The organism is Helcobacillus massiliensis (assembly GCF_014191425.1).
Taxonomy (GTDB): domain Bacteria; phylum Actinomycetota; class Actinomycetes; order Actinomycetales; family Dermabacteraceae; genus Helcobacillus; species Helcobacillus massiliensis.
Genome location: NZ_JACHWP010000001.1, coordinates 1,188,216 through 1,212,937, shown reverse-complemented (window position 1 = coordinate 1,212,937; position 24,722 = coordinate 1,188,216). Strand labels below are relative to the sequence as shown.

Below are 24,722 nucleotides of genomic sequence, written 5' to 3'. Positions count from 1 at the left end.
TCGCCAGCTGGCTCTCGAAGTACGATTCGTTGTAGTACTGCGTGTCCGATTCCCACCCGAAGGTGAAGTCGTAGTCGCTGCGCGGAGTGTCGTCCGGGTGGTGAGGTGTGACCGCGGTCGAACGGTCGGACAGGTTCTTGCCCGCCCATCCTTCCGAATGCTGCACCACAGCGCGGATCTCACCATCCACGGTGTGTCCCGCGAGGGGCACCATCGCTTCGAGCGTGCCGGCACCGGACTTCGAGTCGGTGAGCGTGACGTCAACTTCCTCGTAGGCGCTCTTCTCGGTGTTCCACACCAGGAGGCGCACACGCGCACCGGGGTCGGTTGTGCCGCTCCAAGCCACACGGATGAGCGAATCCTCGGGTGAGCCTTCAGGGACCGGCGTGGTGAAGGCATGGAAGGGCAGCGCATCATCCGAGGTCGTTGCCCTGCCAGCGCTCACCTCCGCGCCCGTGCGTTCGCTCTGGTCCGCATCCTGCACTGCACCGCCTGTACCGGTGAGAGCGCCGTTGGACAGTGACGCGCTGTGTCCCTCCCGGAACGACACGCCCAGCGCATCCCCACTCGGGTCAGACACCTGCGCCGTCAGGGACGAATCGGTGCAGACGCTCAGCTCCGCTCCGGGTTCGGTGACGATCTCGCCCGACGGCTGCTCCAGCGGCGTGGTGAAGGTGATCGTCTTCTTCGAGGTGTTCCCCACCGTGTCCTTCGCCGTGATGACCAGTGTGTGGGTTCCCGGCTTCATGGTGAGGCTCGAGAAGACCGTACCGGACTCCACCGGTTCACCGTCGAGTGCTGCAGTCACCGATTCGAGACCCGAGCCCGTGTCCGTGGCGGAGAAGTCCACGGGGAACTCTCCTCGCAGTTCCGCACCGTCGGCGATCGGTGACGTGATCTCCGGCCCGGTGTTGTCCACGATGACGGTTCGTTCCACGCGCGATCCATCAGGTCCGATTCCGCAGACGGTGTGCTCGCCGTCGGCCACCGTCGTGGTGTCCCAATCGGCAGAACGAGCAGTGAAGGCATCGGATGGAATGTCGAACTTCGCGTTGAGGATCTCAACCTTGCCCGCGGAATCCCCAACCTGGATGATGGTGTCGGGGTTGTCCCATCCTGGGGCGCGCAGCGTGCGGCCGTCGGGGAGAATGAGGCGCACATTCCGGACGGTGAAGTCGTCGTTGTTCTCGTTCTCGTCGATGCCGGGCTTCGCCTTCGTTCCCGCGGCGATATCGAGCTGCAGGTTCTTCCCCTGAGTCACATATGTCAGGGGCACGTCGGTGGAGATCGTGTCCCACTTGTCGTAGAGCCCCTCGTCGAATACGTGCAGCACGTCGTCGCCTACGAGCACACCGTTGCGGAAGTAGGTGTCGGTCTGCGACGCCTCGAACGCAAAGACCGGTGAGGTCTCGAGGGATGGCTTCGCCCCGGTGAGTGTGGTGCCGTCCACGCACACCTCCGGCTCGTCGGAGGGGCTGTCGGTTGCTGCGGAAACGGGCACTGTGCCGTTGACGAACTGGCCGTCTGTCAGATTGAGGCGCAGCGGATCAGTGTCTGCGCCGTCCACTGGGACGCGGACAGCGTCCAGGGTCGACTCGTGCGTGCCGTCCGAGGCCACCACCGAGTATTCGAAGTGCTTCTTGCCGGTGAGGTCCGCCTGCGGGATCGTGAGCGTGAACGTGCCGTCGGCGTTCCTCGTCAGGTTGTGCACCTGCGGCGTGGCGTCGGAGCTTGATGAGAGCGACACCTCCACTCGGCGCACCTGCACATCGTCGCTGATGGCGAACGTGAGCTGGGCGTCCTTCGAGGGGTCGATGGAGGCGGGCGAACGGTCCTCGATCTCGGGGGCGGCGGTGTCGGGGTTGAGAGCGACCGGTTCGCTCGGCACTTGGCCCGGCTGAGCTGAGCCCGGTGTGGCCGCAGACTTCTCCATGATCGTGCCGGTGGCGAAGTCCTTGGGATCCACGGTGTAGTAGATGCCGGCGTCTGGGCCGGTGTCGTGGGCACCGCCCACGTTGTAGAACACGCGGTGCACCGGATCGCCCGCGCGGGTCTGGATCTCCATACCGCGGATCGACCCGTTCGCCATGCCTGCTGATTCGATTTCGACGAGCTCGAACGAGTTCGGGTCGACGTTGTAGTTCTTTGCGAAGTCTTCCTTGGTGAGATCCGCATTGGGACCGTTCTTCACCCATGCCACCACGGTCTTTCCAGGCTCAACCACGGCATTGCCCGGGCTCATGGGCCACACGGCGGCGTTGGTGATGGTGAGGTCATCAGTGGGGTAGAGGTAGCGGAGCTGGTAGTCGGCGAGGCTGATCGGTTCGGTGGTCGGGTTGTAGATCTCGATGAATTCGTAGCCGTCAGAACCGCCGACGTTCGTGGAGTCGGGGACCAGCTCCGTGATCATGAGGTGACCCACGGTGGTGTCGGGGCCTGGGCCCGGAACGGTGGGCGCGGGGTCTCCGGGATCTGTCGGATCCGGTGCGCCGGGGTCAGGGTCCGACGGCTTCTCGGGCTTGTCCGGGGCTGGCCGGTCGTCGAGCTGCTGGGGGTCCACCGTGCCGGCGGTGGGGGCTGACAGTGAGGCGAAGACGTCGAGGGACCGTGCCGCGGCATCGGCTGGCGTGCGGAAGTGGATGGTCTTTCCGGCCCCGACGCTTCCTGCGGGGTAGAAGGCGCGGACCACTTCGCTGCCGGAGGCGTCGGAGATGCGGATGCCGCGTTCGCCGCCGTTCGCCATGCCGGGCTGGCCTTCGATCTTCTCCACGCGCGTGTCGGCATCGATGCCCCATGCTGCTCTGAAGTCATCCGCGGTGTATGCCGATGTGTCGACCGTGGTGCTCGTGTAGTTCAGCCACAGCACCACGGTTTCACCGGGTTCCACGGTGATGGGGGATTCGACCGTGAGCGGGACGTCCTTCGCCGTGTCGGCGGAGTCGGCATAGATGTAGCTGAGCGCGAGGCCGCCGTCACCGATGGTTGCCGGTTCGGTCCCGGGGTTGGTGACTTCGATGAATTCGAAGTTGTCCACACCGCTGTTGTCGGGGGCGATTTCGGTGACGATGAGCGGCCACGTTTCAGGAGCAGCGGCCGACGCGCTCTGGATGACCGAAGGAGCCACACCGGCAGGAAGGACTGCGGGGGCGATGACGATCGAGCAGCTGAGTGCGGCTGCTGCGAGTGTGCGGGAGGAGAAAGCGGGGGTTCTGCGTGCCTGAGCATGCCAAAGAGGGGACACGTGCGTCTCTTTCATCGGGGGATAGGGACCTATACCTCTACGGTGCGCGCGTGGCGGCCAGGTGAATGAGAAGTGACGTATTGGGGCCAGTGCCGGTAGGACAGCGGGTATTCTTCGACAAGTCACGGAACCGTCCGGTGCGGACGAAGACTGTGCGGACAGCTGGCAGGAGGAGATCGAGATCGTGGACGAGCAGATCGCAGTGAGAGCACCCAGGCAGGTCGCATGAGCGGCGCGTCCCCTGTTCTGCGCCGGCTTCGGCCCGGCGATGCTCCAGCGGTGCTGTCGGCCTTCCGATCGAACCCCGACATGGCGCGCCAGGGCGATGTGTCGACTCCTGCCGATGCAGAGTGCTATGTGAACAGGTTGACGGAGGCGGGTGCGCCGCACGAGGCCTGGGCCATTGTCGCCGAGGACGAGCTGGTCGGCCTCGTGTGCGTGAGCGTCGATGGCATGAACCTCAACGGGTGGTTCTGGTACTGGATGACGGACGCGGCCCGCGGACGCGGGTGGATGTCCGCGGCGGCCGCCACCGTCGCGACGTGGGCTCTGAGCGAGGGCGGGCTGGAGCGTCTCGAGCTGGGGCACCGCGTGAACAACCCTGCATCCGGAGCAGTGGCGAGACATGCCGGGTTCGTGAAGGAGGGGACTGAGCGGGCGAAGTTCCTCGTGGACGGCCAGCGGATCGACGTTGACACCTATGGGCGGCTCAGGTCTGATCCTTCGCCGTCCTTCGACCCCATCCCGATGATCGACCACTAGCAGCGGGACCCGCCATGGATCCTCGTGCCTTCCAGCCGGCCCGGAGTCTTGACCCTCCAGTTGCTGGATGCCGCACGGTTGTGGTGTCAGCACGTGCTGACGACACAGCAGAAGGGATTTGCGATGATGAACATCGGACAGTTCGCGTACAGCACAGGACTGAGCGTGAAGACGCTCAGGTACTACGACGAGATCGGTCTGCTCCCCGCAGCCGAAGTGGACGAATTCAACGGCTACCGCTCCTATCGGGCCTCACAGCTGCGCGACGCGGCACTGCTGCGGGTGCTGCGCACGTCCGGTATGGGAATCTCCCAGATGAAGCGGGCGCTCACCCATCCGGCCGAGATCGATGAGCTGCTCGCCCAGCGCCGAGCCGAACTCGCTGCGCAGCGAGAACTCGAGGACTGGGCACTGGAGGAGGCCCCGCACTGGCAGGACATCGATCTGAGTGCGGTGAAGACACGCAGCTGCGCAGCACAGCCCTGGGTCGGCGTCGCTGTTCCTCTGGATCTGCGTGATCTGGTCGACGATGCTGATGGGCAGGCAGCTGAGGAGTGCTTCGGGCGCGTGGCGGAGCTGTCCTCCGGCCTGTTCGCTGAACTCGCGTCACGGGGGCTGGTCGACGCTCAGGACGCGGGGGAGCACCACTCGTGGATGGAGCTGCGCACTGAATCTGCACGCCCGAGCGTTATCCAGACGGCGTGCTGCATTCCCGTTGATGACAGGATTCGGGCGGACTTCACGATCGATGGGCACCCGGTGATGACCGGGGAGCTGCCTGACCGTGTCGAGGCCTTCGTCGCCGAGAGCGTCGCGGCCGCTGACAGCGCCGACAGCGAACGCCAGCGCCCGGAGGACCGGCTCGCCGGTGGCCCGCTTCCGCAGCGCGCGGGGATCGCGCTGTCCCTGGTGGCGGAGCAGGCCGGAGCGGACCCCTTCTGCGTCCGGCAGCAGACCAGGGAAACCGCCGACGGGTTCGAGCTCGAGTACAGCCTGACGCTGCCTGCGGGGCAGTGAACGCGGCTGCGTGAGGACCGCCCCGGCGCCACGGGGCTCCGACCTCGTGGCGCTGGGCTGATCGGTACTGTGCAGAGGTGGTGACCCGAGACCCCGTCGTCCGGCACTACCGGTCCGCGGATGCCCGCGTGAGCGCGGAGGTGTTCGCCAGACTCCTTCCGGTGATCCGCAGCGCATCCTCATCCATGCCGCCAGGATTGGGATGACGAACGGCCAGCACCCGTCGGCCGCCCCGACCAGGCGGCTACGATGGCGGCAGCCCACCCGCACACCAGACGCGACAGAGGAGCCGCACCATGACCTTCACCGTGTACCTCTCCGGCGAGATCCACTCCGACTGGCGCGAGGAGGTCCAGCGCGGTGCTGAAGCCGCCGGCCTCGACATCACCTTCACCGCGCCGGTCACCGACCACCCCGCCAGCGACGCCGCCGGTGACCACCTCGGCGACGCCCCCGAGGGCTGGTGGCGCGACAACCAGTCCTCCAAGGTCAACGCGATCCGCACCCGCACACTCATCCAGCAGGCCGATCTCGTGGTGGTGCGCTTCGGCGACAAGTACAAGCAGTGGAACGCGGCGTTCGACGCCGGCTACTGCTCCGCCCTCGGCACCCCCTACATCACCCTCCACGACGAGGACATCGTCCACCCGCTCAAGGAAGTCGACGCCGACGCCCAGGCCTGGTGCCGCACCACTGATCAGGTCGTCCAGACCCTCCAGTACGTCCTGAAGGGCTGAGAGGACCGCGCCCGGCGCCGTCCTGGCACACGCCCGTCAGCGGCGCCGCAGCATCCGCACGATCAGGCGGCGCACCTCCTCGATCAGCAGGAACACCACCGCGGCGCCCAGCACCACCAGCCAGTGCGCGCCGTCCAGCGGCACGGTCGAGAACGCCGTGTTCAGCAGCGGGACGTACAGCACCAGCAGCTGCAGGCCGAGCGTGATCCCCAGCGCCGCCCACAGCTTCCCGTTCGTGAACAGGCCCACCGCCATGCTGCGGTGCGCGTGCCGCACCGACAGGGCGTTCGCGATCTGCAGCGCCACCAGCACCGTGAACGCGACGGTCCGCGCCGTCGTCGCATCATCGGAACCGTCGATCAGGCCGCCGGGCAGTCCAGCATCCAAAGTCAGCAGCGTCAGCGCGCCCATGACGAAACCCGTCCACAGGATCCGAGCCCACTCCGGGCCGTTCAGAGCCCGATCACCCGGGCGGCGCGGCGGATCCTGCATCACCGAGTCATCCACCGGATCCAGACCCAGCGCCAGAGCCGGCAGGGAATCCGTCACCAGGTTCACCCACAGGATCTGCGTGGCCAGCAGCGGCAGGAGCACGGACCCGTCGGCCTGAGTCAGCCCGAGCAGCCCCGCGAGGAACACACCGCCCATCACCGTGAGCACTTCGCCCATGTTCGAGGACAGCAGGTACCGCAGAACCTTCGTGAGGTTCCGGTAGATGCCGCGGCCCTTCTCCACCGCGGTGATGATGGAGGCGAAGTTGTCGTCGGTGAGGATCATGGCGGCGGCGTCGTGGGACACCTGCGTGCCGGTGATGCCCATCGCCACGCCGATGTCGGCGCGCTTCAGCGCAGGGGCGTCGTTCACGCCGTCACCGGTCATCGCGACGACCGTGCCGCTCTCCTGCAGGTGGCGCACGATCCGCAGCTTGTGGCTCGGGTTCACCCGGGCGAACACGGACGTGCCGCTGACCGCGTCGGCGAATTCGGCATCGTCCAGGGCATCGACCTGAGCGCCCGTCATCACCTGCGGCTGGTTGATGCCGAGGTCCTCAGCGATGCGGCCCGCAGTCAGCGGGTGGTCACCGGTGATCATGATGACCCGGATCCCTGCGTGCTGCGCTTCGGCGATCGCATCGGCCGCTTCGGGGCGCGGCGGGTCGATCATCGCCGCAAGCCCCACAAACGTCAGGTCCTGCTCGGCGTCCTCCGTCAGGTCGCCGGAAGTCGTCCAGGCGCGGCCTCCGTCGGCCTCCCGGATCGCGACCGCAAGCGTGCGGTACGCGTCCCCCGCGAGCCGCGCGATCTCGCCCTCGATGCCGGTGCGACCCGCCTCATCCAGCGGCGCATCGCCGCCCGCGGTGCGGATGCGGGAGCATCGCGCCAGCACCACATCCGGCGCGCCCTTCATGATCAGCAGCGGCTCCCCGGCCTCACCCGTCACCGCGACCGACATGCGCTTGCGCTCCGAGGTGAACGGCAGCTCATCCATGCGCTCCCACCCGGGGATCGTGTGCGGGCCGTCAGCGCAGGCCAGCAGGAACGCCGCCTCCGTCGGATCCCCCAGCGGCCCCTCCGGTGTGAGCCGCGCGTTCGAGGCAAGCGCCCCCAGCTGCAGCGTCGCAGCGGCGGCACTGTCCGACGCAGCTTGGTCACCGTCAGCGGTCACCACCCGTTCGATCGTCATCCGGTTCTGCGTCAGCGTGCCCGTCTTGTCCGTGCACACCACGCCCGCTGAGCCCAGCGACTCCACCGCATCCAGCTTCTTCACGATCGCGTTGGAGCGGGCCATCTCCCACACACCGAGAGCCAGCACCATCGACACGATCGCCGTCAGCCCCTCCGGCACCGCCGCCACCGCCAGCGACACCCCCAGCAGCAGCACCGTCACGATGGAGGACAGCGAATGGTCATCGGTCGCGAGGTACGCCGCGACCATGACGATCAGGGCGATGGCGATGACCGCGATGGTGAGCATGCGGCCGACGGATGCCATCTCCTTCTGCAGGGGCGTCTCCACTTCGCCGGCGTCCGAGATCATGTCAGCGATCTTCCCGATCTCCGTGGCGGCGCCCGTCCCCGTCACCACGGCGGTCGCGCTGCCCTGCGTGACGGCCGTCCCGGAGAACACCATGCACGTCCGGTCGCCCAGTGCCGCATTGCGAGCGACCTCATCCGCGGACTTCTCCACCGGCACTGACTCGCCCGTGAGCGCCGCCTCCGCCACCATCAGGTGGCCCACCCGGACCAGGCGCGCATCCGCCGGGACGGCATCGCCCTCACCGAGGTGGAGGATGTCCCCGGGGACGAGGTCCGCTGCCTTGATCTCCATCTGCCGCCCGTCCCGGGTGACGGTGGCGTGCGGGCTCGTCATCTGCGACAGCGCTGCGACCGCGTCAGCGGCCTTCAGCTCCTGCACGAGACCGATCACGGTGTTCAGCACGATCACCGCGGCGATCACAATCGCATCCACCGGCAGGCCGTGCATGCCCTCCGCCGCCCACGCGATCACCGACACCACGATCGCTGCGAGCAGCAGGTAGGTGAGCGGCTCGGCGACCAGCGCCAGGGCGCGGCGCCAGATCGGCACCGGGGGCGCGGAGGCGAGTTCGTTGCTGCCGAAGTGCTCGCGGCGCTGCGTCGCGTCAGCGGCGCTCAGCCCGGTCGCGACCTGTGCGTCGAGCGCGGTGAGGATGTCGGAAGCCGATGACGCATGGGGGTCCGCCGGGGGAGGGGTGAGGGGAGGGCCCGCCGGCGGAGGGACGGGGGACTGCGCTGCGCTGCTCATACCTCGAGCCTATGCCGCTTTTCGGGGCCACCGCGGGGCCTTCAGCCTGGTGACGGCGATCCACTGCCCCGAACCCGGCGATCGACAGGGCTGACCCCGGTGCGCACAGGTCCAGGTGTGCACAAACTGGAGATTTCCGCCGGATCGGAAGGCCGAATCCCGCCGCAGGTGAGTTCTGCTCCAACTTTTGCACGCCCCGCCCCGCGACCGGCCCCGCTCGCCACGCTCGCGCCCGGCCCGCCCCGCGAGCCTCGGGGCAGCTCTGCACGGCGGGACGGCCCGGTGAAAAGGAGCGCTGCGGCACACATCCCGCTGGCTCCCACCCGCCCCGGGGTAGTGTGTGAATCGTTGCTCGGAAGTGAAGTTCGTGCTGACAGCCCCGGCGGTCGGCATTGCAAGGCCCAGTTCCTTCTGAATCGTGCATCGAGCAAGCGCCCCGGGACGTCCGAGATGCGGGCGCCCACGCCAGAAGGGATTTCATCATGGCTACCGGTACCGTCAAGTGGTTCAACGGCGACAAGGGCTTCGGCTTCATCGCAGCAGACGACGACTCCGCGGACGTCTTCGTCCACTTCAGCGCCATCCAGGCCGACGGCTTCCGCACCCTCGACGAGGGTCAGAAGGTCGAGTACGACGTCGAGCGCGGCCAGAAGGGCCTGCAGGCGTCGAACCTCACCGTGATCGGCTGATCGACCCCAGCGTGTGACAGGACCGCCGACACACCCGGGCGGCGGTCCTTCTTTTCCGACCCACTGTCGGTCACCACCTGCACAGCGTTCGGGGTCGACGGGGCCCGCAGTCACCTGTGCCAGAATCGCGGCGTGCACACCCCTGACGAACCGACTGACCGATCCCGCGCCCCGCGCGCAGTTGCCGATGCCGCTGCAGACAACCTCGCCCTGACCGATGCCCGCGTGTGGCGCGGCGGCGAATGCATCGCGGCGCACGTCTCGCCCGCCCGGCTTGCGGAGGAGCTCCTCGACGACCGCACAGTGGTGTGGGCGGACCTGCTGGACCCGACCGCAGAGCAGCTGCTGGCGCTGGCGGAGCAGCTCGGCATTTCGCCCGCTGCGGTGGAGGACGCCCTCGCGCCGCATGAGCGGACGAAGGCGAGCCGATCTTCCGACCACATCTTCTTCACCGTGTATGGGGTGGACGTGCGCTCCATGGCAGGGGAGGGGGAGGTCCGCACCGAACTGTCCCCGGCGCGCATCAGCGGCTTCGTGCTCCCGCGGGGGCTGCTGACGATCCGGACCACGCACAACGGCCGCGTTTTCGACCTCGAGGATGTCGTCCGCCGCTGGGACGCCGCCCCCGATCTGATCTCGGAGGGCGCCGCGGCACTGGTCTATGGTCTGCTGGACTCCGTGGTGGACGGGCATTTCGCGGTGATCCAGGACTTGGACGACGCGATTGAGCACTTGGAGGACGTCCTCTTCGAAGAGGGCGGCACGGACAGCGACTTCGAGCAGAAGGTGTACGGGTACCGAAAGAGCCTCGTCCAGCTGCGCCGAGTGGTGCTGCCGATGCGGGAAGTGGTCAACACGCTGATTCGACATCGTGGCCGGACCGGTGGGTCGCTCGACTCCTGGTACGACGACCTCTACGATCACGTTCTGCGCGCGTCCGAGTGGACGGAATCGCTGCGCGACATGGTCTCCAGCGTGTTCGAAACGAACCTGTCGCTGCAGAACGCGCGGCTGAACACGATCATGAAGCAGCTGGCAGCGTGGGCTGCGCTGATTGCGATCCCCACGGCGATCACCGGCTGGTTCGGTCAGAACGTCCCCTACCCCGGTTTCAACAACGCGTTCGGCTTCTGGCTGAGCGTCGCCCTGATCCTCGGCCTGTCGCTCGGCCTGTTCGCACTGTTCAAGAAGAAGGATTGGCTGTAGGCCGACGGGTGCCGCCCCGGGCTGCTGCCGGGCCAGCAGCGCCGCGCCGGTCTCAGGCGGTCAGCAGGGGCTCGGCCCCCGGCATCTGAACGCGGCCGCCGGGCAGCACCTGCTGATCACCGGTGCAGCAGGCGGTGTAGGTCAGATCGCCGTGCAGGTCGCCGCCCACGCCCGGCAGCCTTACCCCCGTAGCGCAGAAGCGGAGGATCCCCCTCGCCCTGCTCGCCGAACGCCTGGGCAGCCGGCGGATGCGCCGCGCGGCAGCCCGCGCGGGGCTGGGCTTCGAGTTCTTCCTGATGGAGCCGAACGGCCGGGAGCTGCAGGAGCTGGTGGCACTGGTGGACTCCGGCGCCCTCACCCTCCCGATCGACGGTCGGTTCCCGCTGGACGACTACGCCGCCGCGTTCGAACGGCTCGAATCCCGGCGCTCCAAGGGCAAGGTCATCGTCGAAATCGGTGCCTGAGCCGGGCGTGCGGATTCAGGTGACCTTCTCGAAGCGGAAGATCCGCCACTGTCCGTTGACATTCTCCGTTTCCACCTCGATGGTGGCCGGCTCTGTGCTGCCGTCCTCCCACGTGAACCGGGTGTCCACCGTCAGTTTGACTCGGGAGCCGTCCGAGCTCTTCTGCCCCTGTGTGATCGTGTAGTCGACCTTGGTCAGCCCCTGCCAGCCCTTCGACCATTTGGCGCAGTCGATGCTCGCGGCGGCATCCGGGGTGAACGTCTCCTTCACCGTCTCGCAGTCGCCGTTCACCGTGGCCTGCAGGTTCGACTTCAGCGTCTCCTCCGGTGAGCTCAGATCCACCGAGGTGGGGCTGGACTCGCCGCCCTGCTTCAGGGTGCCGGCCTCGAGCTGCCCCCAGAGGAACCAGGCGCCGATCACCATGGAGATCGCGACGATCAGACCGAGGCAGCCGCAGGCGCCGAGGATCCAGAGGCGGGACGCGGACTTCTCCGGCACCACGGGGACCTGGCGGCCCACCGGCTGTGCACCGGGACGGGGAGAGGGCGGGGGAACGGAGCTCATGGCACCAGCCTAAGGTGAGAACGGGACGGAACGGGACTGTTCGCGGCATTGGATATCGGATCCAGCAGCGGAAGGATCAGTGGACCCGGAGTGGTCATGCTCCGAGAGTAGGGGAGCGGGCCGACGGGTGCGATGCCCGCCGATGGGTCCCCCTGCCCGGTTCGTCAACGCCCACGCCCACGCCGACAAGTCCTGGTGGGGACGCGACTGGGTGTCCTACGGCGGGGAGGGCGGCACCGACGGCCGCATTGCTCATGAGCGCAAGATGCGGGACGACCTCGGCATCCCCGGCGTCGAAGTGACCGTGAATGTTCTGCGGGAGTTCCTGCGCCACGGCACCACCCGGGTCCGCAGCCACGTGGACGTCGACCTCGGCATCGGGCTGCGCGGACTCGAAGTGGTGCGCGAAGCCAACGCGGCGCTCGGCGACGCGATCGACCTCGAATGGTCGCCTTCCCGCAGGACGGTGTGCTGCGTCGTCCCGGTGTGGATCGGCTGCTCGACGAAGCCGCTTCCGCCGGAGTCGCCCACATCGGCGGTCTGGATCCGTGTCTGATCGACCGTGACCCCGTCGGCCAGCTCGACCTGCTGTTCGGCATCGCTCAGCGGCACGGATGCGGGCTCGACATCTACCTGCACGACTCCGGCACCCGTCGGCTCCGCGCCGCTAACGCTGCCTGAGATGCGGGAGCATGGTCTGCCTCTGGGCCTGGGGACCGGCGGGATCCGGGACCCGTGGGCTCCGTACGGTGACGGCGACATGCTTCGGATCGCCACCACGTTCGCCCGCCGCACTGGGCGCGGTACGACCACGAACTGCAGAACGTCCTGGACATCGCCACGGGTCACACTCACCCGTTCGTGGGCGGGCAGACCCATGACCTCGAGGTCGGCTCGCGCGCGGACATCGTGCTGATGGAGGCGACCGGTCCTCTGGATGCGCTGATGCGCGCGCCGCGCCGTGAGCTCGCGATCGCCGGAGGTGCCGTCGTGGTGGACGCCGGTGAGGTGCTCGTCGGCTGAGCGCTCAGCGGTCCTCTTCGTCCCGCAGACGCGGCTCCACCCGGCGCTGGGGATGCCAGCCGAGCTTGTCGGCGTAGAACGCGCGGATCCGGTCCATATCGGCCTTCACGTCCCCGGTCATGTCGATCGTCGGACCGAGTCCCACCCGTTTGTTCGGTCGGTCGATGAAGCCGAGGGTGACCGGCATGCCGGTCGCGCGGGCGATGCGGTAGAACCCGGACTTCCAGTAGTCGGTTCTGTTCGTGCGGGTGCCGTCCGGGGTGATCACCAGGTTGAACGGGGTGCCGCGCTCCATCTCTGCGAGCAGATCGGCGACCGCGGCGCGGGGATTCCCTCGGTCCACGGGGATGCCGCCGGCAGCGCGGAACAGCGGCCCGTACCAGGAGCGGAACAGGGTGTGCTTGCCGAGCCAGCGCACATGCAGCTGCTCCTGCCAGTTGATCGCCATCATGTACACGAAGTCCCAGTTCGAGGTGTGGGGCGCGCCCAGCAGGATCGAGGGACGCGAGCGGTCGTGTTCGGTGGTGAGGGTGAACGAGGACGCTGCCCAGAACAGGCGGGCGATCAATCGGGTGATCATGCGGTCAGACTACCGGGTGATCACCACCGCGCGGCCCCACCTCCCGGGGCGCGACGGGGCCGGCGCGCTTGGTCGCGGGCCGAGGATGCGGGACACTCAGCCTATGAGCCCTCACCGAGCCAGCCGCCGCCCCCCGAGCCTCCGTCGTCTTCTGATTCCGGCGCTGCTGACCCTCGCTTGGCTGATCGTGTTCGCGTTCGGCGGCATGAGCTTCGGCTCCATCAGCGACGTCTCCACCAATGACCGCTCCACCTTCCTGCCCGAGAGCGCCGAATCCACCCGCGTGCAGGAGGAGATCACCCGCTTCACCGGGTCTGACGCGATCCCCGCGATCGTCATCGCCGAACGGCCCGGCGGCATCACGAAGGACGACACCGCGGCCCTCACCGCGGCCCGGGAGAACGCTCTCGCCGCTGTTCCCGGTGCCGAATCCTCACCCGTGATCCCCTCCGAAGACGGCGAGGCCGCTCAACTGGTGGTGACGGTCCCGTCGGATCAGGACACCGCGAGCGCGGTGGAGACGATCCGCGCAGCGGTGCAGGAGAGGGCTCCGTCGGGCCTGAATTCGTGGGTGAGCGGCCCCGCCGCGTTCACCGCGGAGCTCACCGAGGCGTTCGCCGGGATCGACGGGCTGCTGCTGATCGTGGCGCTCGCGGTGGTGCTGATCATCCTGGTGGCGGTGTACCGTTCGCCGCTGCTGCCGCTGATCGTGCTGCTGAGCTCGCTGACCGCGCTGTGCGCTGCGGTCCTCATCAACGTGGCTCTCGCCCGCGCCGATGTCCTCACCATCACCGGGCAGGTGCAGGGCATCCTGTTCATCCTCGTGATCGGTGCCGCCACCGACTACTCCCTGCTGTTCGTGGCCCGCTACCGCGAAATGCTGCGGGACCATGCCTCGGCGGCGTCGGCGGCGCTCGCCACGATCCGTGAGGTCGCCGCCCCCATCATCGCGTCGGCCGGCACCGTGATCGCGGGCCTGCTGTGTCTGATGCTGTCCGACCTCCGATCCAACGCCGCGCTCGGCCCGGTCGCATCCATCGGCATCGCCTGCTCGGTGCTCGCCACCCTCACGTTCCTGCCCGCTCTGCTCGCCCTGTTCGGCCGTGTCGCCCTGTGGCCGCGCGCCCCAGAGAACGGCAGTGCGCATCCTGTCCTGCACGGCGAGGGTGCCCGCGGCTTCTGGGCGCGGCTCGGCGCCTGGGTGGAGCGGGGCCCGAAGCGCGTCGCGGCCGGGGTGGCGCTGCTGCTCGCCGCTGGCTGCGCCGGCCTCGTGCTCCTGGACGCCGACGGGGTCCCGCAGTCCAGCCTGGTGCTCGGCGACTCCTCCGCCCGTGACGGCCAGGCCGTCATCGATGAGCACTTCGCCGGCGGCTCCGGTTCCCCCACCTATGTTCTCGCCCCCGCAGACCGGCAGGAGGAGGTCGCCCAGGCGATTGCGGAGACCGACGGGGTGGACAGCGTCGCGATCATCTCCCAGGACTCCCCGTCGGGCACCCTCCCCATCGGGGACGACGGCACTGTGCAGACCCCGCCGCCGGGTGCCGGCCCGCCCGGGGCCGTGGAGGCGGAGCCGACGGTGTTGGAGGACCGTGTCATGTTCTCCGTGACCCTCGATAGCGCCGCCGACTCCCTGGAGGCGGAGCAGACCATCATCGCGATGCGCGACGGCCTCAACGGGACGGACGCGGCCGTCGGCGGCACCACCGCCGTGGACCTCGACACGAACGACACCTCCGCCCACGACCGCTCCGTCATCATCCCGATCGTGCTCGTCGTGATCACGGTGATGCTGGGTCTGCTGCTGCGGGCGATCGTGGCGCCGTTGGTGCTGCTGGCGACCACGGTGCTGAGCTTCGGCACCGCTCTCGGCATCAGCGCCGTCATCTTCCACCTGATCGGGCAGGGGAAGTCGGACCCCTCCGTGCCGCTGTACGCGTTCGTCTTCCTGGTGGCGCTCGGAATCGACTACAACATCTTCCTCATGACCCGGGTGCGGGAGGAATCCGTCGGCCACGGCACCCACGTGGGCACCCTGCGCGCCCTCGCCGTCACCGGCGGTGTCATCACCAACGCCGGCATTGTGCTGGCTGCGACGTTCGCGGCGCTGCTGGTGCTGCCGATCCAGTTCCTGCTGCAGCTGGCGATCATCGTGGCGCTCGGTGTGCTGATCGACGCGCTGGTGGTGCGCGCCCTGCTGGTGCCGGCGCTCGCCCTGTGGATCGGGGATGCGATCTGGTGGCCGTCGCCGCTTGCTCGTGGCGCACGCGATGCGCACCGCCGCGACTCGACTCCGTCGGGCCGCGCCACAATAGAGGCATGACCGACCGGACCACCCCGATCCCCGTGTTCGTCGACTGCGACCCGGGCATCGATGACGCCCTCGCACTCGCCCACCTCCTCTGCCAGGACGACGTCACCATCACCGGCATCGCCGCCAGCGGCGGCAACGTCTCCACCGTGCAGGTCGCCGCGAACACCCGCGGCTGGCTCGCCCTCGCGGGCCGCACCGACGTCCCCGTCCACACGGGCCACGCGCTCCCGCTCGCCTGGCACCACGGACCGCCGGCGTTCGCAGCCGGGCGGGACGAACCGGAGTACGCGGACCTCACACACGGGCCGACGGGCGCCGGCTACGCCCAGCTGCCCGACGTCCCCGTCGGCCCGTCCACCGGCGACGGTGAGCCCGCTGCCGACGGGCGGGACGCCGCCCGCGCCTGGGTCGAGGCCGCTCGCGCCCACCCCGGTGAGCTGATCGGCGTGCTGCTCGGGCCCGCCACGAACCTCGCGCTCGCCCTCGAGCTCGAGCCGGAGCTGCCGCGGCTTCTCAAGCGGCTGTTCATCATGGGCGGAGCGTTCAACTATCGCGGCAACACCCACCCCACCACCGAATGGAACGTCACCTTCGACCCGGAGGCGACCGCCGCGGTGATCCGCGCCTTCGGCGGCGCTCATCTCTCCGGTCACACCCCGCACGCCCCGGTGATCGCACCCATCGAAGCGACCGAAGCCGTCGTCATGACCCCCGAGCGCCTGCAGGCGATCCTCGACGGCGCCGCCGCCTACGGCCACGATCTCGCAACCGGGTGGGGAGCCGTCCTGAACCAGCTCGGTGAGGCCCTCCGGTTCTACTTCGAGTTCCATGAATGGGACGGCCTCGGCTGCCTCGCCCACACCCATGACCCGTTCGTCCTCGCCTGCGCCGTCGACTGGGCCCGGAACCCGTCGGCCGGCCTCCCCTGGGCGCAGACGGCCATGGCTCCGGTGGACGTGGAGTGCACCGGTACACTGACACGCGGCGAAACCGTCGCCGACTGGCTCGGACGATGGGGCCGGGAGCCGAACGCCGAGCTCATCCGTACCATCGATGCCGATGCCTTCCTACAGATCTTCAGCGCAGCGCTGATGAAAGGCCCCCGATCATGACCCTCCCCGCATCTGGGCAGGGGTCCGTCCGCCGGACGGGTCCCGCACAAACCCCCGAGCACCCCACCCGCAGCCCGCTTCCGCTCATCCTCATCACCGCCGGGACCCTCGTCATCGCCGCGACCTACATCGCGGTGATCCTCACTCAGCCCGCCAACCTCGATGTTGAGCTCGGGCCCGCCGCCCTCTGGACCATGGCGGGCTACCTCCTCGGCGGCATCCTGATCGCCGCCGGCAGCCTCTCCTACATCCCCCGCGGCATCATCGGCCTGATGCCCGTCGCAATCGCCCTGAACATCGCGGTCGGCCAGATCGTCGGCGTCTACACCCCGATCCCGCTCTACCTGGACTCCATCGGCACCGTCATGATCGGCGTCCTCGCCGGCCCAGCCGCCGGCGCCCTCACCGGCATCCTCACGAACATCCTGTGGGGCGTCACCATCAACCCGGGCGTGATCGCGTTCTCCACCGGCGCCGCGTTCATCGGCGCCGCCGCCGGCTGGGCCGCCCGCCTCGGCCTGTTCCGCCGCATCTGGACCGCCGTCCTTGCCGGCGCCGTCGCCGGCGTCCCCGCCGCTGCCCTCGGCGCCCCGGTCGCCGCCTACATCTACGGCGGCGGAGTCGGCTCCTCCACCGCCGGCGTCGTCGCGATCCTGCAGGCCGCCGGCATGGAGATGCTGCACGCCACCCTCGCGCAGTCCCTGGTCTCCGACATCGCCGACAAAGCCCTGATCTTCGCGCTCGCGTTCGCGGTGGTGCACGGCCTGCCGCGGCGCATCACCGACCGGTACCCGTTCACGCGCTTCACCCGTCGGCCCCGCCGCACCGAATGACGCGCTGGCACCCCGCCACGGAGATCGTTGCGCTGGGCTGCGCCCTGCTGCTGGTGTTCGGTCTCGCCTCCCCGCTGGTGCCCGCCGCACTGATCCTCGTGACCGTCCTGGCGGTCGCCGCCGCCCCCGCGATCCGCTTCCGATCCTGGCTGGTGGCCGTGGCGCTGATCTGCCTGCCCACCCTGCTGTTCGCCATGGTGGTGCAGGGGTTCTTCTACCGCGGCGCCGACCCGATCATCCTGTGGGATGCAGCGATCGCGCAGTTCACGCTGCAGGGCGCGGCGATCGCGGTGCAGCTGTGGCTGCGCCTGACCGCCATGGTGGGTCTGTGCGCCGCGTTCGGTCTCGGCAACGACTCCGCGCGCCTGTTCGACGGCCTGACCCGCCTGCGCGTGCCGCAGCCCATCGCGTACGTGTGCGCCGCCGCGCTCGGACTGATTCCGCTGGTGCGGACCCGGACCGTGCAGATGCTGGAGGCGCGGGCCTGCCGCGGCTGGGACACCCGCTCCTGGGCGGTGCGCATCCGCCTGATCCGCACGCTCGTGCCGGGCCTGTTCACGGCGGTGCTGATGGGGGTCGAGCAGCGGTTCGACACCCTCACCCAGCGCGGCTTCGGCGCGCCCGGGCAGCGCGGCGTCGGCGGCGGCCGGCCCACGGAACTGCAGGACCATCCCGACTCCGCCGCATCCAGGGCGGTGCGCTGGATCCTGCCCCTGGGCGCCGTCGCGTTCACCGCGGCGGTGATGACGGGGCTGATCCCGCTGCCGAGCGCACCGCAGCTGCTGGAGGTGATCACCCGATGAGCCCGGCGGATCCCGCTCAGGCGGCGCCCGTGCTGCTGGTGGAGGGCGCCGGTTTCGCCTACCGCACCGCCGACGGACTCCTCCCGCCCGTCCTCGCCGACCTCCGCCACCGGGTGCCCGCTGGGCAGATGCACACGGTGCTGGGCCCCGTCGGCGCCGGCACCTCCACGCTGTGCCGCCTCGTCACCGGTCTCCTCCACGACCGCGGCGAGACCAGCGGCACCATCCGCGTCACCGCCCCGAGGGGCGATGCCGGAACCGCGGTCATGCTCGGGGACGACCCGGAAGCGCAGCTCACCGGCATGACCACCCGGGTCGCCGACGAACTGCAGCTGCCTGCGCGCCTGCACGGCGTGAGCGCCGCCACCGCCCGCTCCCGTGCGGAAGCGGCCGCGAACGACCTCGGGATCACTGACCTGTGGGACCGGCGGGTCACCGAACTGTCCGGCGGGCAGCGGCAGCTGGTGGCGCTCGCGGCGCTGCTCGGGCTGCAGCCGGATCTGCTGGTGCTCGACCAGCCGGGCCTGTCCCTCGACCCGACGATGCGAGGCCGCCTCTCTGCGATGCTGCGCGACTACTGCGACGCGGGCGGCGCGGTGCTCGTGACCGGGCACCAGGTGGACGAGTTCGCCACCGCCGCCGATCAGGTCCTCGCCCTCGGCCCCTCCGGCCTCGCGTCCCTGCCGCTCACCGCCGATGCTGTGCGGGCTGCGGGGGTATGGGATGCGCGGGCTGCGTCGGCCCCCGCCCCGGGGCCCACCCCCACAGCCGGCCGCCGCGGGGCCCCTCTGCTGGCCGTCCGGGGCCTCCACGCCGCGCGCGGCGACCGTCCCGTCCTCCGCGGCGCCGACCTCGACGTCCACGCCGGGGAAGTGGTGGCGCTGATGGGGCCGAACGGGGCCGGGAAGTCCACCCTGCTGCGCAGCCTGCTCGGCACACTCGACCGCCGCGACCAAGTCAGCGGGACGATCACGGCCGACGGGGTCGACCTCGCCCGCCTGCCCACGCATGAGCGCTCCGCCCACCTCGGCTGGGTGGGGCAGGACCCGGGCGCGCAGCTCAGTGCCCCCACCGTGCGGGACGAACTGATGCGGGCCGCGCCCCTGCCGCGCCGCCCCCGCCACGTCCGCGACGAGGCGATCCGCGAGCGGGAGAAGCAGGTGCAGCAGCTGATGCGCGCGGCCGGCCTAGTGGAGGCGGCGGATGAGCACCCGTTCGATCTGGATGCGGCGCAGCGCAAGGACGTGGTGATCGCCGCGGCGCTGCTGCGGCGCCCACCGGTGCTGCTGCTGGATGAGCCGACGCTCGGGCGCGACGCCGCTTCGATGAGCCGGCTCGTGGGACTGATCGACATGCAGCTGCAGCGGGGTGGGGGAGTCCTCGCCACCACCCACGACCAGCACTGGGCCCAGGCAGTCGCCCACCGGCAGCTGCATCTGGACAGCGGTCGGATCAGCTGAGCACGCTGCCAGTATTGTGGTGGTATGACCACCGATCAGATTCTCGCCCGCCTCGCCGCCTGCGGCATCACCCCTGTCGATCCGACCTCGTTCGCCCCTGAGGACGATGACCCGTTCTTCATCCTCACCGACGTCGACGACGACGGGGTCGGCTCCCTCCGGTACGTGCTCGCCTACGACGCCGAAATGATCGACGATAAGACCGCGTACACGGACTGGATCCATGAATGGGCCCGCGCCACCGACAGGTCCGACGCCATCGGTGACGTGCAGTCCCACGTCGACTTCGACGGCGGCGCGTCCTTCGTCCAGTGGAGCCTCAACGGGACGCGGACCCGTGTCGACTTCGAGCAGGAGGGCGATTGGATCCATCCCGATGCGGCCGACGCCATCATCGACCAGCTCGGCAGTGTGGAGGGTCGCACTCGACTGTTCATCGACAACGGCCAGGGCGGCGTGTACGCGTGGGTGCTGCCCGGCACCGTCGACCAGTTCACCGAGCTGTTCCCCGAAGCCGAGCGAGCCTGACCGGCCCGGGCGCAGGGGCGCCCACGGGCTGAGCGGGCCGCCGGCCGGGTGAGCGCACTTGCTAAACTCGGCCCACTCAATCCACCTGCTCTTTCTCGAGGAGCGCTGTGCTCACCGCCTACCCCGTCCTCTCCCTGCTGCCGCCGCTGATCGCGATCGCACTGGTGATCCTCACCAAGAAGGTGCTCCCCTCACTCGGCGCCGGCATCATCGTCTCAGCGCTGCTGGTCGCGAACGTCAACCCCCTGAAGGCCGCATCCCTCATCTGGGACGGCATCGTGGGCCTCGTCTGGGCCGACGGAGGCATCGCCTGGGACACGGTCCTGATCATCACCTTCCTGCTGGAGCTCGGCGTCATCGCGTCCTTCGTGCTGATGGCGGGCGGAACATCCGCATTCTCCGAGTGGGCCGCGAAGCGCATCCGCTCGCGTCGCGGCGCCCAGGCACTCGGCGGCATCCTCGGCATGGTCATCTTCATCGATGACTACTTCAACGCCCTCGCCGTCGGGCAGGTGGCGCGCCCCATCACGGACCGTCAGCGGGTGTCCCGTGCGAAGCTGGCCTACCTCATCGACTCCAGCTCCGCTCCCGTGGTGGTGCTGGCGCCGTTCTCCTCTTGGGGTGCATCCATCATCGGCATCATGGCCCCGCTGCTGGCGGCGTCTGCGTTGACGCTCAGCCAGGTGGAGGGGTTCCTCCTGGCCGCGTCGATGAACTACTACGCCATCGGCGCCCTCCTGCTGCTGTGGCTGACGATTCTGCTGGAGATCGACTTCGGGGCGATGCGCGCCGAGGAGCGCCGAGCCGCCGACGGTGACGGCGTCATGGCCGAGGACGATGAAGCGCCTGGCCAGCTGTCGGATGACCTCCCCTCCCACGATCCGGGCGCGATGCGGGCGCTGGTGGTGCCGTTCGTGGTGCTGGTCGCCGGAGTCATCGGCGGCATGTACATCACCGGTGGTCTCGCCGCGGGTGGGTGGGGCCCGGTGGAGACCCTCGCCGAAGCGGACGTCACGCTCGCGCTGAACATCGGCGGTCTGATCGCCCTCGGCGTGGCGCTCTACTACTGCCTGCGCTACACCTCCCCGAACCCCGAGTTCACGCCGGGCACGCGTCGCGGCGGTGCCTGGGAGGGCGCGAAGTCGATGATGCCGGCGATCCTCATCCTGATGTTCGCCTGGGTGCTGGCCGCCATGATCGAGGATCTCGGCACCGGGGCCTTCCTCGCTGATGTCGTCCATCAGCTGTCCGTGCCCGCTGTCTGGCTGGTGCCGATCCTGTTCGTGGTGGCCGGTCTGATGGCCTTCGCCACCGGCACATCCTGGGGGTCCTTCGGAATCCTCCTGCCGCTGGCCGGCGAGATGATGAACGCCGTCCAGGGCGGGGACGACGTCCTGCTCGCCGCCTTCGGTGCGGTCCTCGCCGGCGCCGTCTTGGGCGACCACTGCTCGCCGATCTCGGACACCACGATCCTGTCCTCCACGGGCGCGGCCTGCTCGGTGCCCACGCACGTGCGCACACAACTGCCGTACGCGATCACCGGTGCGATCGCCGCCCTGGCCGGCTACGTCGTGTTCGCGCTGACCGAGAACGGCATCGTGGGCCTGGTGGTCACGCTGGTGGGCGTCACCCTGGTCGCCTTCGTGGTCCGACGGATCCTTCCGGTCATCCGCATCCCGATCCGCCACCGCCGCTACGAGGCGAAGGCCTGAGGACTCAGCGGATCTGAGGAATCCGTCGGAAAGGACAGCTTCACCATGTCCTCAGCCGCATCATCCTCCCTCCCAGCCGGACCCGCGCGATCTCCTCGCGCGCATCGGCCACAAGCACGCCTCCCTCGGGATCACTGAGATCGTCCACGACAACCTGTTCGCTGCGATCGTCGGGGTGCTGGGCGCCGATGTCGTCACCGCTGATGTCGCCGAGGCGTGGGACAGCGTCTACTGGATGATGGCGAAGGTCCTCATCGACTTCGAGAAGGACCTCTGCCGGCACCAGGGCGTCCAGCCCGGCGACGTGTTCCACGGGGCCGTGGTCCGCTGGCGCGAGGAGCTCGGTCACGGAGTCATCCGCTTCACCGTGGCCCGGGAGGACGGCGAGGCCCTGCCCGGATTCCTGCCCGGCCAGTACATCTCCGTCGGGGTGACCCTGCCCGACGGTGCCCGCCAGCCTCGCCAGTACTCGCTGGTGAACGGTGCCGAGGAGGGCATGCTGGAGGCGCTGCGCGCGGCCGGCTCCAAGCGACCGATCGGGGCGCTGAACCTGCCGACCGACGCGTCCGTCTATCTGTGCGGCTCGACTGGGCACCCTGACTCTCTGCTGTCCGCGGTGGGTCTAGTGCTCGAACAGCTCCGGTCGGAACTCCCGCAGGTCCGCCTCGATGAACGGGGGCAGCGAGCGCGCCATGGCCCGCGTGATGTGACTGCCGTCCCGCAGGGTGCGCACGTTGCCGATCGCGGCGGGGCACGCATCCTCGGTGCACAGGTACTGCGGGGAGGACAGCACGCGGGTCATCTGCGGATCGTACGGCAGTTCGGGGGAGGGGACGGCACTGGGGCTCGCCGGGTCCCCCTCCATCGGCACATCGAAGGCAGGATCCGTTCGTTCCTGCTTCGGGAAGGAACAGGCTGACGGGTCCTCGGGGCGCTGCGTCTCGACGCACTCCAGGGCCGCTTCGTCGGGCATGGGGGTCTGGCGCACCAGGTAAGCGGGAACACCGGCGTCGTTCAGCCGGGCGACCGCATCGGCCATACCCGCATGCGCGTTCTCCGGACCGTCCCCGCGCCACGTGGTGGCCTGCGCGATGACCAGGGCGGGCTGGGAGCTCTCCAGCTCCTCGATGACCGAGTCCGACCACTCCACACAGGACGGGTCCACCACATCCTCCGAGGCGGCATCACCGCCCACGTTCAGCACGCAATAGCTCTTCGCGTAGTAGACCAGGTTCCACCCGTACTCCTCGGCGAGCATCTCGATCGGCCCCGACCACTGCAAGGTGTGGGAGCCGCCCGCGATCACCACCAGCGGTCCGTCGGGGTCCCCGCCGGCGAAGCGGCAGCTCTTCACCTCCACCCCGCCTCGGTTCTGCACGCACTCCCCGAGGTTCTCCTTCTGCTCGGGCCACGGCACATCCTGCGCCGCGGTGGGCAGATCCGGCAGCACCGAGGCGGGCGGGACCTCCTCGCCCGTGATCAGCGCGACCGCACCCGGGTGCTCCTCGTCGATCGCGCCGCGAGTCTGCTCCTCCCGCTCAGCCTCCGCCTGCGCCGTGGCGGTATTCAGACCGGCGGTGAACAGCAGTGCGATGGAGGCCAGGCCGGCCGCACCGACGGCGATGGAGCGGCGCGGGCCGGGGAACACGATGCGGGCCTGTGCCAGGCGGTCCTCGAACAGGGCCTTGCCAAGTGCGCCCATGGCCAGGGAAGCGGCGAGCACCGCCACCTGCTGCCAGAAGGCGAGGTTGTCACTGTCGAGCGCCGTCATCGTGAGGATCAGGATCGGCCAGTGCCAGATGTACAGGGAGAAGGAGATGTCGCCGATGCGCTGCAGCGGCGTCGTCGTCAGAAGCCGGTCCGCACCCCACTTCGTGCGGCTCTGCCCGCCGATCAGCACCAGGACGATGCCGAGCACGGGCCACAGGGCGGCCGGTCCCGGGAACAGTGCACCGCCGTCCAGCACGAAGCCGCAGCTGACGATCAGTCCGGTCCCGACCCAGGAGAGGACGCCGCGAGTGTGCGGGCTCAGGCGGAAGGAAGTGATGCTCAGCCCGACCATGCCGGGCAGGGTCAGCTCCCAGATCCGCGCCGAGGTGGAGAAGTAGGCGGTTTCGGGGGAGCGGGCCTGATAGTGGGTCGCCCACGCGAGGGAGGCGATGGTCAGAGCTCCCAGCACCACCAGCAGGACCAGCTTCGGGCGGATCCGCAGGCGCAGGGCCCCGAAGCACACGGCCATCACCAGCACGATCATGCCGAGGTGGAACTGCCCCTGGATCCCAGTGGACCACAGGTGCTGCAGAGCGGAGGTGTCCGCGCCGGCCGCGTTGTAGGCGGACTCCGCCCGCACCAGTTCGATGTTCTCGTGGAACAGCAGGGAGACGCGCAGCTCCCGCATCAGCTGCGGCAGGTGCGCCGTGGGCATCAGCAGCCAGCCGACCGCGGCGGTCACCAGCAGCATCGGAAGGATCGGCACGGCCAGGCGTCGGATCAGTGCGGACAGGCGGGCGGCCACGTCCATCCGCCAGCCGTCGCCGGTCCGGCGCAGCAGAGACGGCAGGGCGAGGAAGCCGGTCACGGCGAGGAACACGTCGATGCCGCCGGAGACGCGCCCGTCGGCGACGATGTGGAAGAGGACCACCAGGAGGATCGCCAGCCCGCGAGCCCCGTGCAGCTCGGGGCGGAACCGGCGTTCGTCGCGGAACGCGGCGGAGGCGTTCCGGCGAAGATGCGCAGGCCGCTTCAGCGGCACTCGGGCAGGGCGGGGTTCGCTGTTGCGGCCGTCGGTGTGGTCCTGCAGCTGATGCGCCGCCGCACCGATGCCACTGCGCCCACCGCGGCCAGCACCGCCTGAACAGGCACTGGGGCGGGCCCTCACTCGGTTCACCAAAAGTTT

The 24,722-nt window shown here is 69.3% G+C and carries 21 protein-coding genes; 15 read left to right on the top strand and 6 right to left on the bottom strand.

Annotation, left to right across the window (positions count from 1 at the left end; genetic code table 11):
* A partial coding sequence (locus tag FHX50_RS05550) for a lamin tail domain-containing protein (RefSeq protein WP_183375178.1) occupies positions 1-3,124 on the bottom strand: 3,124 nt, incomplete at its 3' end.
* A 342-nt stretch (positions 3,125-3,466) separates the two neighbouring features.
* On the opposite strand from FHX50_RS05550, the gene FHX50_RS05545 reads away from it, so the two are divergent.
* The 3 genes from FHX50_RS05545 (at position 3,467) to FHX50_RS05535 (ending at position 5,757) form a co-directional block, all read left to right on the top strand.
* A complete protein-coding gene (locus FHX50_RS05545) occupies positions 3,467-4,003 on the top strand; it encodes a GNAT family N-acetyltransferase (RefSeq protein WP_183375176.1) in 537 nt (178 codons plus the stop codon).
* Positions 4,004-4,126: 123 nt separating this feature from the next.
* A complete protein-coding gene (locus FHX50_RS05540) occupies positions 4,127-5,020 on the top strand; it encodes a MerR family DNA-binding transcriptional regulator (RefSeq protein ID WP_183375174.1) in 894 nt (297 codons plus the stop codon).
* A gap of 296 nt (positions 5,021-5,316) precedes the next feature.
* Positions 5,317-5,757, top strand: a complete 441-nt coding sequence (locus FHX50_RS05535; protein WP_183375172.1) for a YtoQ family protein — start codon at positions 5,317-5,319, stop codon at positions 5,755-5,757.
* Between the two features lie 36 nt (positions 5,758-5,793).
* Here the strand turns inward: FHX50_RS05535 and FHX50_RS05530 are convergent, their stop codons facing one another.
* Entirely contained in the window at positions 5,794-8,541 is a 2,748-nt protein-coding gene (locus tag FHX50_RS05530) for a cation-translocating P-type ATPase (RefSeq protein WP_183375170.1), read from the bottom strand.
* A gap of 482 nt (positions 8,542-9,023) precedes the next feature.
* Here FHX50_RS05530 and FHX50_RS05525 point away from each other — a divergent pair, with 482 nt between their 5' ends.
* From FHX50_RS05525 to FHX50_RS05515, 3 genes are all read left to right on the top strand, one after another.
* Positions 9,024-9,230 carry a cold-shock protein gene (locus tag FHX50_RS05525; RefSeq protein WP_183375168.1) on the top strand — a complete coding sequence of 69 codons (207 nt, stop codon included), beginning with the start codon at positions 9,024-9,026 and terminating at the stop codon, positions 9,228-9,230.
* A gap of 132 nt (positions 9,231-9,362) precedes the next feature.
* Positions 9,363-10,436 (top strand): magnesium transporter CorA family protein, encoded by a 1,074-nt coding sequence (locus tag FHX50_RS05520; RefSeq protein WP_259923574.1) that lies wholly within the window; start codon positions 9,363-9,365, stop codon positions 10,434-10,436.
* 248 nt (positions 10,437-10,684) lie between these two features.
* Entirely contained in the window at positions 10,685-10,900 is a 216-nt protein-coding gene (locus tag FHX50_RS05515) for a zinc-binding dehydrogenase (protein ID WP_183375166.1), read from the top strand.
* Between the two features lie 15 nt (positions 10,901-10,915).
* On the opposite strand, the gene FHX50_RS05510 is transcribed toward FHX50_RS05515, so the two are convergent.
* On the bottom strand, positions 10,916-11,464 hold the full coding sequence (locus tag FHX50_RS05510; RefSeq protein WP_183375164.1) for a hypothetical protein: 549 nt from the start codon (positions 11,462-11,464) through the stop codon (positions 10,916-10,918).
* Positions 11,465-11,606: 142 nt separating this feature from the next.
* Between FHX50_RS05510 and FHX50_RS05505 the strand changes: the two genes are divergently transcribed.
* Together FHX50_RS05505 and FHX50_RS05500 are read left to right on the top strand one after the other, a co-directional pair.
* Positions 11,607-12,020, top strand: coding sequence for an amidohydrolase family protein (locus tag FHX50_RS05505; protein WP_183375162.1), 414 nt, complete (start codon positions 11,607-11,609; stop codon positions 12,018-12,020).
* Between the two features lie 305 nt (positions 12,021-12,325).
* Positions 12,326-12,487: a hypothetical protein gene (locus FHX50_RS05500; RefSeq protein WP_183375160.1), complete on the top strand. Its 162-nt coding sequence runs from the start codon at positions 12,326-12,328 to the stop codon at positions 12,485-12,487.
* Between the two features lie 4 nt (positions 12,488-12,491).
* On the opposite strand, the gene FHX50_RS05495 is transcribed toward FHX50_RS05500, so the two are convergent.
* Positions 12,492-13,067 (bottom strand): 1-acyl-sn-glycerol-3-phosphate acyltransferase, encoded by a 576-nt coding sequence (locus FHX50_RS05495; RefSeq protein ID WP_183375158.1) that lies wholly within the window; start codon positions 13,065-13,067, stop codon positions 12,492-12,494.
* A 103-nt stretch (positions 13,068-13,170) separates the two neighbouring features.
* Here FHX50_RS05495 and FHX50_RS05490 point away from each other — a divergent pair, with 103 nt between their 5' ends.
* The 7 genes from FHX50_RS05490 to FHX50_RS05460 all read left to right on the top strand — a co-directional run bounded on the left by FHX50_RS05490 (position 13,171) and on the right by FHX50_RS05460 (position 21,826).
* Positions 13,171-15,387 (top strand): MMPL family transporter, encoded by a 2,217-nt coding sequence (locus FHX50_RS05490; RefSeq protein ID WP_183375156.1) that lies wholly within the window; start codon positions 13,171-13,173, stop codon positions 15,385-15,387.
* A complete protein-coding gene (locus tag FHX50_RS05485; protein ID WP_183375154.1) occupies positions 15,384-16,490 on the top strand; it encodes a nucleoside hydrolase in 1,107 nt (368 codons plus the stop codon). The genes FHX50_RS05490 and FHX50_RS05485 overlap by 4 nt, the downstream gene beginning before the upstream one ends.
* On the top strand, positions 16,487-17,323 hold the full coding sequence (locus FHX50_RS05480; RefSeq protein WP_183375152.1) for a histidine kinase: 837 nt from the start codon (positions 16,487-16,489) through the stop codon (positions 17,321-17,323). The genes FHX50_RS05485 and FHX50_RS05480 overlap by 4 nt, the downstream gene beginning before the upstream one ends.
* Positions 17,320-18,126: an energy-coupling factor transporter transmembrane component T family protein gene (locus tag FHX50_RS05475; RefSeq protein ID WP_183375150.1), complete on the top strand. Its 807-nt coding sequence runs from the start codon at positions 17,320-17,322 to the stop codon at positions 18,124-18,126. The genes FHX50_RS05480 and FHX50_RS05475 overlap by 4 nt, the downstream gene beginning before the upstream one ends.
* Positions 18,123-19,586, top strand: coding sequence for an ATP-binding cassette domain-containing protein (locus FHX50_RS05470; RefSeq protein WP_183375148.1), 1,464 nt, complete (start codon positions 18,123-18,125; stop codon positions 19,584-19,586). Before FHX50_RS05475 ends, FHX50_RS05470 begins: the two co-directional genes overlap by 4 nt.
* Before the next feature lie 24 nt (positions 19,587-19,610).
* Positions 19,611-20,114: a hypothetical protein gene (locus tag FHX50_RS05465; protein ID WP_183375140.1), complete on the top strand. Its 504-nt coding sequence runs from the start codon at positions 19,611-19,613 to the stop codon at positions 20,112-20,114.
* Positions 20,115-20,221: 107 nt separating this feature from the next.
* Positions 20,222-21,826, top strand: a complete 1,605-nt coding sequence (locus tag FHX50_RS05460; RefSeq protein WP_183375139.1) for a Na+/H+ antiporter NhaC family protein — start codon at positions 20,222-20,224, stop codon at positions 21,824-21,826.
* A gap of 40 nt (positions 21,827-21,866) precedes the next feature.
* Here FHX50_RS05460 and FHX50_RS05455 read toward each other — a convergent pair whose 3' ends face one another.
* Both FHX50_RS05455 and FHX50_RS05450 read right to left on the bottom strand, forming a co-directional pair.
* On the bottom strand, positions 21,867-22,175 hold the full coding sequence (locus FHX50_RS05455) for a hypothetical protein (RefSeq protein WP_183375138.1): 309 nt from the start codon (positions 22,173-22,175) through the stop codon (positions 21,867-21,869).
* A 273-nt stretch (positions 22,176-22,448) separates the two neighbouring features.
* Entirely contained in the window at positions 22,449-24,704 is a 2,256-nt protein-coding gene (locus tag FHX50_RS05450) for an SGNH hydrolase domain-containing protein (protein WP_183375137.1), read from the bottom strand.
* Positions 24,705-24,722 lie beyond the last annotated feature (18 nt).

Coding starts and splice junctions, on each gene's coding strand:
- FHX50_RS05545 (WP_183375176.1), top strand. CDS start 3,467: ATGAGCGGCGCGTCCCCTGTTCTGCGCCGGCTTCGGCCCGGCGATGCT.
- FHX50_RS05540 (WP_183375174.1), top strand. CDS start 4,127: ATGATGAACATCGGACAGTTCGCGTACAGCACAGGACTGAGCGTGAAG.
- FHX50_RS05535 (WP_183375172.1), top strand. CDS start 5,317: ATGACCTTCACCGTGTACCTCTCCGGCGAGATCCACTCCGACTGGCGC.
- FHX50_RS05530 (WP_183375170.1), bottom strand. CDS start 8,541: ATGAGCAGCGCAGCGCAGTCCCCCGTCCCTCCGCCGGCGGGCCCTCCC.
- FHX50_RS05525 (WP_183375168.1), top strand. CDS start 9,024: ATGGCTACCGGTACCGTCAAGTGGTTCAACGGCGACAAGGGCTTCGGC.
- FHX50_RS05515 (WP_183375166.1), top strand. CDS start 10,685: ATGCGCCGCGCGGCAGCCCGCGCGGGGCTGGGCTTCGAGTTCTTCCTG.
- FHX50_RS05510 (WP_183375164.1), bottom strand. CDS start 11,464: ATGAGCTCCGTTCCCCCGCCCTCTCCCCGTCCCGGTGCACAGCCGGTG.
- FHX50_RS05505 (WP_183375162.1), top strand. CDS start 11,607: ATGGGTCCCCCTGCCCGGTTCGTCAACGCCCACGCCCACGCCGACAAG.
- FHX50_RS05495 (WP_183375158.1), bottom strand. CDS start 13,067: ATGATCACCCGATTGATCGCCCGCCTGTTCTGGGCAGCGTCCTCGTTC.
- FHX50_RS05490 (WP_183375156.1), top strand. CDS start 13,171: ATGAGCCCTCACCGAGCCAGCCGCCGCCCCCCGAGCCTCCGTCGTCTT.
- FHX50_RS05485 (WP_183375154.1), top strand. CDS start 15,384: ATGACCGACCGGACCACCCCGATCCCCGTGTTCGTCGACTGCGACCCG.
- FHX50_RS05480 (WP_183375152.1), top strand. CDS start 16,487: ATGACCCTCCCCGCATCTGGGCAGGGGTCCGTCCGCCGGACGGGTCCC.
- FHX50_RS05475 (WP_183375150.1), top strand. CDS start 17,320: ATGACGCGCTGGCACCCCGCCACGGAGATCGTTGCGCTGGGCTGCGCC.
- FHX50_RS05470 (WP_183375148.1), top strand. CDS start 18,123: ATGAGCCCGGCGGATCCCGCTCAGGCGGCGCCCGTGCTGCTGGTGGAG.
- FHX50_RS05465 (WP_183375140.1), top strand. CDS start 19,611: ATGACCACCGATCAGATTCTCGCCCGCCTCGCCGCCTGCGGCATCACC.